This is a genomic window from Marinobacter sp. F3R11 (assembly GCF_003318275.1).
Lineage (GTDB): Bacteria > Pseudomonadota > Gammaproteobacteria > Pseudomonadales > Oleiphilaceae > Marinobacter.
The window spans coordinates 145,546-156,390 of record NZ_QOCH01000017.1 but is presented as its reverse complement, the minus strand read 5'-3'; the positions used below and the strand labels follow the sequence as shown (position 1 = coordinate 156,390).

Sequence of the window (10,845 nt, the reverse complement as noted above, 5' to 3'; positions counted from 1 at the left end):
ATCTGTCAACGGCCATTTTCAATTAATTCAGAAGAGCTTCGGTTTCCACCTATAAAACCACACGACTACAGGTGGAAATCGATCAAAAACTGTACCAGAACTTAACCTGCTGAACGTTCCTTATCTGCGTTAGCTGAACGACGGCGAGGCTTCCTGCGAAATAATGCACGGACGGGCCCAGACGACGCATAAATCAGGAAGCCGGTAAAAAGCACTGTAGCGGGATCAAGCGCGATCACCACCAGGATCAGAACCACAAGCAGAATTGCAGCGAAAGGCACGCGCCCTCGCATATCGAGATCCTTGAAGCTGCGATACAGAACATTACTAACCATCAGCAGCCCCGTACCACCGACAACAACGATTGTCAGTGATGTCAGCCAGGCCGACGGCTGAAATGCATGAAAACACCATACCAACCCGGCAACGCAGGCTGCAGCAGCAGGACTGGGCAACCCGACAAAAAACTTCTTGTCCACGGAGCCGATCTGCGTATTAAATCGCGCCAGGCGCAACGCTGCACCGGCAACATATATGAACGTGATAGCCCAGCCGATTTTATCCAACCCGTTAAGCGACCAGAAGAACGCGACAAACCCTGGCGCGACACCAAAGGCAACCATATCAGCCAGACTGTCGTACTCTTCACCAAACTTGCTCTGGGTATTTGTCATGCGGGCGACCCGCCCATCAAGGCCGTCGAGTATCATGGACACGAAAATCGCAATGGCAGCATTATCAAAAACACCCCCTGCCGCCGATACAATGGCATAGAAGCCGGAAAACAACGAGGCAGTTGTAAGTGCGTTAGGCAGGAGGTATACCCCCTTCCTGCGCACCGGAGCGCCCTCTACAAGCTCTTCTTCCACCACTTCACCAGGCTCTACATCACACTCAACCGCCGAACTGGAAGATGGCTTAGACTCGCTGGCAGCAGAATCCATGTCGGCATTTTTTCTTTCTTCAGTCATTCCCATTACTCCGGAAAGTATTTGGGCGGAGTATATACGAAAAACGCGGCCACCCGGGCCGCGTTTTTTCAAACCAGGCAGAACTCCGCTTAGTTTTTATCCTTATCCACGATCTTGTTGGCAGAGATCCACGGCATCATGCCGCGAAGCTTTTCACCCGTCACTTCAATCTCATGCGCAGCGTTCTGACGACGGCGTGCAGTCATGGACGGATAGTTAAGAGCACCTTCGGAAATAAACATCTTCGCGTACTCGCCACTCTGAATACGTTTCAGCGCATTGCGCATGGCTTCGCGAGACTGTTCATTGATAACCTCAGGGCCAGTCACATACTCACCATACTCTGCATTGTTAGAGATGGAGTAGTTCATGTTGGCGATGCCACCTTCATACATCAGATCCACAATAAGCTTGAGCTCGTGCAGACACTCAAAGTACGCCATTTCCGGAGCGTAGCCCGCTTCAGTCAGTGTCTCAAAACCGGCTTTTACCAGTTCAACCGCGCCACCACACAGAACAGCCTGCTCGCCGAACAGATCGGTTTCAGTCTCATCCTTGAAGGTTGTCTCAATGATACCGGTACGACCACCGCCGATACCGCTGGCGTATGACAAGGACAGGTTCTTGGCATTACCTGAAGCATCCTGGAAGACAGCAATCAGGTCAGGAATACCGCCACCATTGGCGAATTCCGTACGAACAGTGTGACCGGGAGCCTTGGGGGCAACCATGATAACGTCCAGATCTTTACGCGGAACGATCTGGTTGTAGTGGATGGCAAAGCCATGCGCAAATGCCAGGGTTGCACCCTGTTTCAGATTGGGCTCGATTTCAGCCTTGTACAGCTGAGACTGGAACTCATCCGGAGTCAGAACCATAACTACGTCAGCAGCGGCCACGGCAGATGGCACATCGCTGGTCTTCAGACCGTACGCTTCTGCCTTTGCGATCGAAGAAGACCCCGGACGCAGACCTACAGTTACATCAACACCGGACTCTTTCAGGTTACACGCGTGCGCGTGGCCCTGTGAGCCAAAACCGATGATGGCAACTTTCTTGCTCTGGATAATGGAAAGATCGCAATCCTTATCGTAATAAACCTGCATGACAAACCTCTGTTATTTATGGCGGCCATTTAAAAGGCCAGACCGTTCGTAATATTTGAAAAAGCTTAAAGGCTTAAAACCTTCTCGCCTCTGGCAATTCCGGAAACGCCAGAGCGCACAACTTCAAGAACACCCGACGTACCGATAGCCTGAATAAAGCCATCCAGCTTGTCGCTGTCGCCTGCTAACTGAACCGTATAAACAGAACTGGTAACATCAACAATCTGGCCCCGGAAAATATCCACCGTGCGTTTTATTTCAGCACGCTGAGACCCTGTTGCCTTGAGTTTGACCAGCATCAGCTCACGCTCAATGTGAGGCCCTTCAGTCAAATCGACCAGCTTCACCACTTCAACAAGCTTGTTCAGCTGCTTGGTGATCTGCTCAATGACCCGATCTGAACCGGACGTGGTAACTGTCAGCCGGGACAAGGTTTCATCCTCGGTGGGCGCGACAGTCAGTGTCTCAATGTTGTAGTTCCGCTGCGAAAACAGCCCAACAACTCGGGACAGAGCGCCCGGTTCGTTTTCAAGCAACACAGAAATGATTCGACGCATGATCACACCCTCTCCGTCTTGCTGATCCACATATCTTTCATACAGCCGCGGGCCACTTGCATCGGATAAACATGCTCAAAGCGATCAACCTGAATATCCACGAAAACCAACTTGTCTTTCATGGCCAGAACTTCTTTGAGCCTGGGCTCCAGATCCTCCTTTCTATCGATCCGGACACCCACATGCCCATAGGCTTCCGCCAGCTTGATAAAGTCCGGCAGGGATTCCATGTATGAATGAGAATGACGAGACTCGTAATTCATGTCCTGCCACTGCCTCACCATACCCAATGACTGGTTATTCAAGTTGATGATCTTCACGGGCAAATCGTACTGTTTACAGGTAGACAGTTCCTGGATATTCATCTGGATACTGCCTTCTCCTGTGATACAAAGCACCTCGTCATCCGGATGCGTCAGCTTGACGCCCATAGCTGCAGGCAAGCCGAACCCCATTGTGCCGAGCCCACCCGAGTTGATCCAACGGTTGGGTTTGTCGAACTTGTAGTACTGGGCGGCAAACATCTGATGCTGCCCCACATCGGAGGTAACAAACGCATCACCACCAGTGAGGCGATGCAGCATTTCTATCACCTCCTGTGGTTTGATGACATCCGGACTGGTCTCGTATCGCATACCATGAAAAGCACGCCATTCATCGATCTGCTTCCACCAGGCCGCAAGCGCCTCGGCATCCGGCTTTTCCTTACTTTCCTTAACCAGAGCAATCATCTCCTTGAGAACCGCATCAACGGGCCCAACAATCGGAACGTCTGCATCAATGGTTTTGGAGATGGACGCCGGATCAATATCAATGTGAATAATCCGGGCACCAGGACAAAACTTTTCAGTCGCATTGGTTACACGGTCATCAAACCGTGCACCGACCGCCAGAATAAGATCTGAGTGGTGCATCGCCATATTGGCTTCGTATGTTCCGTGCATGCCCAGCCAGCCAAGATGCTGCTTGTCACTGGCCGGATAACAGCCAATCCCCATCAACGTATTGGTGATCGGAAAACCCAGCTTGCGCACCAGGTCGGTCAACTGACCCGAAGCCTTGCCGAGAATGACACCGCCACCGGCATAGATGATTGGCCGACGGGCAGCCAACATCATATCCACGGCTTTTTTGATCTGACCAGCATGACCGCGTATTGCCGGGCTGTATGAGCGTAGCTTGACCTTCTTCGGGTAAGCATACTCAAAGCGCTCATTGGGCGCGGTCATATCTTTGGGAATATCAACAACAACAGGCCCGGGACGCCCGGTCGACGCAATATAATACGCCTTACGGATAACTTCCGGGATCTCAGAAGGATGACGCACACTGAGATTGTGCTTAACTACGGGCCGGGAAACACCAATCATATCGGTTTCCTGAAAGGCATCTTCGCCGATCAGGGTGGACGCAACCTGGCCACACAGAACCACCATCGGAATGGAATCCATGAAAGCCGTCGCGATACCTGTAATGGTGTTGGTGGCTCCAGGGCCAGAGGTCACAAGCACAGTCCCGGGCAGCCCGGTTGCCCGCGCATAGCCGTCAGCCATGTGCACAGCTGCCTGCTCGTGCCTTACCAGAATATGTTTGACCTTATCCTGCCTGAACAACGCATCGTAAATATGCAGGGCTGCGCCACCCGGATAGCCGTATATGTACTCGATCCCTTCATCCTGCAGGGAACGGATCAGCATATCGGCGCCAGACAATAACTCCACGATTTTCTACCCTCTTCTACGAGTGAATGAGCCGGGCACATGCCCGATTGCCTGGATCCACGGCTTCCCTGCTTCTTTTGAAAGCGGAACCGGGCGCTCCACACCTTGTTAAGAGGTTGTCTCCTGGCCAGCCGCCCTCCTGAGGGTTGCGGAGAACGACCAATCGACGGGTTGCACGTAAGCAACAACCATTCCGCGACAGATGTGCGGCACGCTCAGTGTGGTAAATAACAGGGGATACTTGCTCGGGATTGCCGGCGGTATTAACCCCAGTCTTCAGGCAATCGGTAATTCTGACAGCGCGAAACTCCCTGTCAATAGCCTCTGCAGCTTTCTATGCCCATACCGGCTAATGCTCTGGCATAATTATCTGCAACTCAGATGCCTAGATTTGAACTAGGCGGAAGAAAATGCTTCGCTCAAATGGCATTATAGTGAAACATGAAACAGAATAACGGGCCCGGATATGCAAAGGTTGCCAACCTTTCCGGGAGCAGTGCACACACCATGAGTATAGCCATGAACAGAAAAACCCTCACGCTGACACTTTTGATGGCCATAGCTCCTGGCATTGCCATGAGCGCCTCCGTATTCAAATGGACCGACGAAAATGGCGTAACGCATTTTGGTGACCGACAGCCAGTGGGCGCTGCCTCTGAAACGGTTAACGTCCGCTCTGGCACATCTTCGAGCGCTGCATCCAAACGGCCCAGCGCCCAGGAGCAGCTCGGGGAACTTCAGGAAAAACAACAGAAAGAAGCCGACCGGGAAAAAGACTCGGCGGTCGAAGCTGCGCGCCGCAAACAACGCGAGGCCAACTGCGAAACCGCTCGCACAAATCTCGAGGTCATCGAAAACAACGCTCGTATCCGTATCGAGGAAAACGGCGAGATGCGTTACCTGAGCCCGGAAGAAATCGCCAAACAGCGTGAGAAGCTGGAAGAAATTGCAGCTGAGAATTGCGGGCCTGAAGCCTCTGAATAAAGCCTGTAGCCATTCATGAAAAAAGGGGCAGAACCAACATTCTGCCCCTTGAGTTTTATGCCTGGATCAGGCTTTGTCGAAAACCAGCTTACCACCCTCCACTTTGGCCCGAATGGTGTCACCGGCAACAAAGTCACCATGCAGCAACCTCTGCGCCAGAGGGTTCTCAATCATCCGCTGAATCGCCCGTTTGAGGGGCCGTGCGCCGTATACCGGGTCGTATCCGACTTCTGCCAGCAGATCCATTGCACTTTCATCCAGCTCCAGCTTCATATCCCGCTCTTTTAGGCGTTTGCCAAGAGTTCCGATCTGGACTTTCGCGATGCCATGTATCTGATCTTCCCCAAGCGGATGAAATACGACCACTTCATCAACGCGGTTAATAAACTCCGGACGGAAGTGAGTACCCACTTCTTCCATCACGGCACTCTTCATGGCCTCGTAATTCTCTTCGCCCGCCTTCTGCTGAATGATGTCCGAACCAAGGTTCGAGGTCATCACAATCACTGTATTGCGGAAGTCTACTGTGCGCCCCTGGCCATCGGTAAGGCGGCCGTCATCAAGCACCTGCAGAAGTATGTTAAATACATCCGGGTGCGCTTTTTCAACTTCGTCGAGCAAAAGCACGGAGTATGGACGGCGACGAACAGCTTCAGTGAGGTATCCACCCTCCTCATAACCCACATAGCCAGGAGGGGCGCCAATCAAACGAGCAACGGAGTGTTTCTCCATAAACTCCGACATGTCGATACGCACCATGGCTTCGTCAGTGTCGAAAAGGAACGAGGCCAGAGCTTTACAAAGCTCTGTTTTACCCACACCGGTTGGTCCGAGAAACAGAAACGACCCGTTTGGCCGGTTCGGATCGGCCAGACCAGCCCGTGAACGCCGAACTGCGTTCGATACAGCTTCTACAGCTTCATTCTGGCCAATTACGCGTTTATGCAGCGCATCTTCCATGCGCATAAGTTTTTCGCGCTCGCCCTCAAGCATTTTGGAGACCGGAATTCCTGTCCACTTGGAAACTACCTCCGCGATTTCCTCATCGGTGACGCGGTTTCGCAGCAGCTTCATTTCCATCATTTCAGCCTGGCTCGCCATATCCAACTGACGCTCCAGCTCCGGAATGCGGCCATACTGAAGCTCGGACATCTTGCCCAGATCCCCTGCACGACGAGCGTTTTCCAGATCAATACGAGCCTGCTCCAGCTGGCTCTTGATTTTCTGGGAGCCCTGCAACGCAGCTTTCTCAGTGTTCCATACTTCCTCAAGGTCTGCGTACTCGCGCTCAATACCCTGAATCACCTCGGACAACTCCTCCAAGCGCTTCTTCGATGCCGCATCGGTTTCCTTCTTCAAGGCTTCACGCTCAATTTTGAGCTGAATCAGCCTGCGCTCCAAACGGTCGAGAGGCTCTGGTTTCGAGTCCATTTCCATACGAATCTGACTTGCAGCTTCATCGATCAGGTCAATGGCCTTATCCGGCAACTGGCGGTCTGTTATGTAACGCTGCGACAGCTTTGCAGCAGCGATAATTGCTCCGTCAGTAACCTCTACACCATGGTGTACCTCATAGCGCTCCTTCAGACCACGAAGGATCGCAACAGTATCCTCTTCGCTCGGCTCATCCACCAACACCTTCTGGAAGCGACGCTCCAAAGCGGCATCCTTCTCAATGTTCTCACGGTATTCGTTTAGAGTAGTCGCGCCCACGCAATGCAATTCGCCACGAGCCAACGCCGGCTTCAGCATATTGCCAGCATCCATGGAACCTTCAGCTTTACCTGCACCCACCATGGTGTGAATTTCATCGATGAACAGGATGACCTGCCCCTCCTGCTTGGCGAGCTCACTCAACACCGCTTTCAGACGCTCTTCAAACTCGCCCCGGAACTTGGCGCCAGCAATAAGCGAGCCCATGTCCAGGGACAAAACCCGCTTGTTTTTCAGACCTTCCGGTACTTCGCCGTTTACAATCCGCTGGGCCAGACCTTCCGCGATTGCTGTTTTACCCACACCTGGCTCACCAATCAGTACCGGATTATTTTTACGCCGACGCTGCAACACCTGAATGGTACGACGAATCTCGTCATCACGGCCTATGACCGGATCAAGTTTCCCGGCTTCAGCTCTCTCGGTCAGGTCAATCGTATACTTGGATAATGCCTGACGGTTCTCTTCAGCACCCGCATCGTTCACTGTCTCACCACCTCGCACCGTATTAATAGCATCTTCCAGCGCCGCTTTATCCACACCCTGCTCACGCAGGACGCGACCAAGCGTGCCACGATCTTCCAAGGCGGCCAGCAACATAAGCTCGCTCGAAATAAACTGGTCTTTACGCTTCTGAGCCAATTTGTCAGCGATATTAAACAGGCGCCCCATATCGTTGGACATGGCAACATCACCTGCGCTGCCACTTACTTCAGGCAGATCCTCAATTTCCTTCGCCACGGCCTGTCGGACACGCAAAGGATCTGCTCCTGCCTGTTTGAGAAGCGGTTTGATAGAACTGCCCTGCTGATCGAGCATCGCCTGCATTAAATGCAGGGGTTCAATAAAGTTATGATCCTTGCCTACAGCAAGTGACTGGGCATCAGCAAGCGCGGTTTGCAGAAGACTGGTAAGCTTGTCAATTCTCATGAATATTTCCCCGATTTATTCGGCAAATGCGATCGTTAAACGTGCATTTTGCTTTTCATTGACAACTAATGTAGGGGCATTCGGGGGAAGTTCAAGGTCAGCGCCAAAGGCAACCGTCAGGAAATTGACATGGCTCAGTTTTTCCAGATGAGCGTTACCATGCGGCCAGTCACGCCATCACGACGATAGGAATAGAAACGTTGACTGTCAGCAACCGTACAAAATGTACCGCCTGATATATTTTTGACGCCAAGCATCCCGAGCCTTTGCCGGGCAAGACGATATATATCTGCCATATAATGCCCCTTGCGGGCACCCAACGAACTGAAAGCCACTTCTGCCTGCGGGTACTGTCCTGTAAAAGCCGCCTTTACTTCTGGTCCGACCTCAAACGCCTGCGGACCTATCGCTGGCCCAAGCCAGGCCATCAGCCTGTCTCCCGGTAACTCCATCCTGGCAACCAGGTTTTCCAGGACTCCATTGCAAAGACTCCGCCAACCGGCATGAGCTGCTGCCACAGTGGTTCCATCCTGATCGCAGAGAATGACCGGCAAACAATCTGCCGTGAGAATTGCACAGGCCTTACCCGCTACCCGGGTAAAGCTTGCATCTGCGTCCGGTGCACCGGCGAAATCTCCGGCAGACAAATCGACAACCCTCGTGCCATGAACCTGGTTCAACCACCCAAAGGCACCGACCGGAAGCTTGCAAGCATCTGCGAGCCTCTGACGATTTTCCAGCACATGTTCTGCCGCGTCACCTACATGAGCCCCCAGATTGAGGCTCGCCCAAGGGGGCTGACTGACACCACCCGCCCTGGTTGTGCACAGGGCATGGATATTCTCAGGCGCTGGCCAGTCAGGATGAATAAGCGTTAACGAAGAAGCAGCTTCAGAACTCATCACTCTCCAGATCACGAGCATGCTTACGCAGAGCGGCGAGCAGGCCAACGAAATCTTCCGGCAAAGGCACATCCCAGCTCAGAATCTCACCGGATTCCGGATGCTCCAGAGTGAGTTGACGCGCATGCAGCGCCTGCCGATGAAATGCCGATAACACTTCGCGCAGCTCTTCCGTTGTACCCTTTGGCAGGCGCAGACGACCACCATAGAGCGGATCGCCAACCAGTGGGTGCTTTACGTGAGCCATATGTACGCGAATCTGGTGAGTACGACCGCTTTCAAGCTTGCAACGCACGTGGGTATGGGCAGCAAAACGCTCAATCAGGCGGTAGTGGGTTACTGCAGGTTTACCGCTTTTCACCACACCCATTTTTTTACGCTCATGAGGATGACGGCCAATAGGTGCATCTACTGTGGCGCCACCTGTCAGTGTGCCTACGACAACCGCTTCGTACTCACGACCCATGGTCCGGGTCTGCAACTGGCTGACCAGGGAGGTGTGAGCAATCAGACTTCGAGCTACCACCATAACGCCGGAGGTGTCTTTATCAAGACGATGGACGATGCCGGCACGGGGCAGGTTTTCCACTTCTGGCGCGTAGTTCAGAAGCGCGTTCACCAGTGTGCCATCAGCATGACCCGCAGCCGGATGAACAACCAGACCAGCGGGTTTATTGATCACGAGAATGTGTTCGTCTTCATAGACGATATCCAGGCTGATTGCTTCGGCCTGCCAGGTCACCTGAGCCTCAGGCTCAGCGTCAAGCTCCAGCCGGTCGCTCAGCATAACCTTGTCTCTTGGCTTGCGAACTTCGCCGTTCACCCTTAACGCGCCGCTGCGAATCCATGACTGCAGGCGCGAACGGGAATGCTCCGGCATGAGTTCAGCAGCAGCCTGATCCAGGCGCCGGTCACTGAGAGCTGGCGGCACAGAAAAACTGGCAATTATTCGGTTTTCAGATGACATTAAGCCCCCGGGGCCTTGTGTGTGTTACGTTTCAGTCAGAATATTTGAAGCATCTGGGGTGTACACTCTACTTGGATTACGTGAGACTGCACATGAGACAAGTTCCCCGCTACAATACCGCACTCGAATTTATCGACATTATACGGGATTCCGGCATGAGATCAGGTTTTCGTTTACTGCTACTTTCCACACTGGTTGTACTGATCAGTGCCTGCGCGTCACACAAGCAGGAGGAAGTATTGCCGGAGAAGCTTTACTACGACAATGCCCGCCAGGCAATGAATTCAGGCAACTTCAACGAAGCCGAACAGAACCTTGATGCTCTGGAGACATACTATCCGTTCGGCCGCTATGCGGAACAAGCACAGCTTGATCTTATTTATGCCCGCTACCAGAACCTGGACCTTGAAGGTTCCAGAGCCGCAGCGGACCGGTTCCTGCGCCTGAATCCTCAGAGTGAACATGCCGATTACGCACTTTATATGCGCGGGCTCGCTTCCTATAACCTTGATATAGGCCTGGCTGCACGCTATCTCCCAATTGATGTCGCCGCCCGGGACCCGGGAGAGCAACAGCAGGCATTTCGTGATTTCAGCGAGCTGTTGAACCGCTACCCGGAGAGTGAGTACGCGGCAGATGCCCGTCAACGCATGATTGCTATCCGTAACCGTATGGCGGAGCTGGAACTTTTCGCTGCGCGCTACTATATCAAGCGCGAAGCCTACGTTGCCGCCAATAACAGGGCGCGTTTCATCATAGAAAACTTCCCCTCTTCACCTGCCGTTGAAGAGGCTTTGATCATTCTTGCAGAAACTTTCGACTTTCTGAAATTCAAGAAAGGCGCTCAGGATGCGGTCGCGCTGCTTCGCCAGAACTTTCCGGAAAGCGATGCATTCAACAGCGACGGCGAATTTGAGGCAAATCTGCTGAAGCGCGAGAACCGTTCGCTCTCCAGCGTGGTCACTTTTGGACTTATGGGCGACGAGTAACCTCG

General features: G+C 52.9%; 9 protein-coding genes. 2 read left to right on the top strand and 7 right to left on the bottom strand.

Features of this window, described 5'->3' with window-relative positions:
- Positions 1–101 precede the first annotated feature (101 nt).
- The 4 genes from pssA to DS878_RS15250 form a co-directional block, all read right to left on the bottom strand.
- Positions 102–971, bottom strand: coding sequence for a CDP-diacylglycerol--serine O-phosphatidyltransferase (gene pssA, locus DS878_RS15265; protein ID WP_113816856.1), 870 nt, complete (start codon positions 969–971; stop codon positions 102–104).
- A gap of 89 nt (positions 972–1,060) precedes the next feature.
- Positions 1,061–2,077, bottom strand: coding sequence for a ketol-acid reductoisomerase (gene ilvC, locus DS878_RS15260; RefSeq protein WP_113816855.1), 1,017 nt, complete (start codon positions 2,075–2,077; stop codon positions 1,061–1,063).
- A gap of 65 nt (positions 2,078–2,142) precedes the next feature.
- Positions 2,143–2,634, bottom strand: a complete 492-nt coding sequence (ilvN, locus tag DS878_RS15255) for an acetolactate synthase small subunit (RefSeq protein WP_096784020.1) — start codon at positions 2,632–2,634, stop codon at positions 2,143–2,145.
- A 2-nt stretch (positions 2,635–2,636) separates the two neighbouring features.
- Positions 2,637–4,355, bottom strand: coding sequence for an acetolactate synthase 3 large subunit (locus tag DS878_RS15250; RefSeq protein WP_113816854.1), 1,719 nt, complete (start codon positions 4,353–4,355; stop codon positions 2,637–2,639).
- Between the two features lie 519 nt (positions 4,356–4,874).
- Here DS878_RS15250 and DS878_RS15245 point away from each other — a divergent pair.
- The gene (locus DS878_RS15245) at positions 4,875–5,339 is read left to right on the top strand and encodes a DUF4124 domain-containing protein (RefSeq protein ID WP_113816864.1); all 465 of its coding nucleotides are present in this window, start codon (positions 4,875–4,877) and stop codon (positions 5,337–5,339) included.
- A 66-nt stretch (positions 5,340–5,405) separates the two neighbouring features.
- On the opposite strand, the gene clpB is transcribed toward DS878_RS15245, so the two are convergent.
- The 3 genes from clpB to rluD all read right to left on the bottom strand — a co-directional run bounded on the left by clpB (position 5,406) and on the right by rluD (position 9,851).
- Positions 5,406–7,982, bottom strand: a complete 2,577-nt coding sequence (gene clpB, locus DS878_RS15240) for an ATP-dependent chaperone ClpB (protein WP_113816853.1) — start codon at positions 7,980–7,982, stop codon at positions 5,406–5,408.
- A gap of 134 nt (positions 7,983–8,116) precedes the next feature.
- A complete protein-coding gene (pgeF, locus tag DS878_RS15235; RefSeq protein WP_113816852.1) occupies positions 8,117–8,884 on the bottom strand; it encodes a peptidoglycan editing factor PgeF in 768 nt (255 codons plus the stop codon).
- The gene (gene rluD, locus DS878_RS15230) at positions 8,874–9,851 is read right to left on the bottom strand and encodes a 23S rRNA pseudouridine(1911/1915/1917) synthase RluD (protein WP_113816851.1); all 978 of its coding nucleotides are present in this window, start codon (positions 9,849–9,851) and stop codon (positions 8,874–8,876) included. Before rluD ends, pgeF begins: the two co-directional genes overlap by 11 nt.
- Positions 9,852–10,006: 155 nt before the next feature.
- On the opposite strand from rluD, the gene DS878_RS15225 reads away from it, so the two are divergent.
- The gene (locus tag DS878_RS15225) at positions 10,007–10,840 is read left to right on the top strand and encodes an outer membrane protein assembly factor BamD (RefSeq protein WP_113816863.1); all 834 of its coding nucleotides are present in this window, start codon (positions 10,007–10,009) and stop codon (positions 10,838–10,840) included.
- Positions 10,841–10,845: the final 5 nt, after the last annotated feature.